Source organism: Psychrobacter sp. 1U2 (assembly GCF_051847575.1).
The window spans coordinates 1-536 of sequence record NZ_JBPYDC010001718.1 but is presented as its reverse complement, the minus strand read 5'-3'; the positions used below and the strand labels follow the sequence as shown (position 1 = coordinate 536).

1 protein-coding gene and 1 pseudogene are annotated in these 536 nt (G+C 37.5%); one reads left to right on the top strand and one right to left on the bottom strand.

Translation table 11 applies throughout. From position 1 onward, the window contains the following. Positions 1-18: 18 nt before the first annotated feature. A pseudogene (locus ACS8FD_RS24045) lies at positions 19-93 on the top strand (IS1 family transposase); the annotation flags it as partial. A 17-nt stretch (positions 94-110) separates the two neighbouring features. Here ACS8FD_RS24045 and ACS8FD_RS24040 read toward each other — a convergent pair. Beyond that, on the bottom strand, positions 111-536 hold a 426-nt coding region (locus tag ACS8FD_RS24040), incomplete at its 5' end, for a hypothetical protein (RefSeq protein ID WP_439277696.1).

Below are 536 nucleotides of genomic sequence, written 5' to 3'. Positions count from 1 at the left end.
AAATTGATAAATAGTGAAATGCAAATGACACTATACATCAAATGCCCAGCCTGTCTAAGTGACAATATAAAGAAAAATGGTTTCAAAAGCTATACCCAATAAAATTATCCTCAATCCATTAATCTCAACCCTGTTCCACCAACTTCCCAGTATTCATCAGCTTTGCAACGATCTGGTACAGGGGTATATGGTCTACTACTTGAAAAATATTTTCCGAAATCTCTTATAGTCTCACGACCACTCATTTCTACATAATCACCATCACGATAAGTCTTGTTGTTGACTTCTATCGCTTGTCCATCTTCAATAAACTTTGATCCTTCAGGGAAGATAGGCATACTTGCAAAATCATCTTCAGCTGTAGACGCAGGATAACGGTCTTTAGGGTAGGTCAGAGTAACACAGCCGTTTCTGATAGTTAGTCTACCTTCATTACATGCTTCATATTCTGTAACAATGTCGCTTCTAGCATTACCGTTTTTATCTATCATGTAGACTTTTCCGTAGTTCGGTAACGGAAAATCTGAATCTCTGCT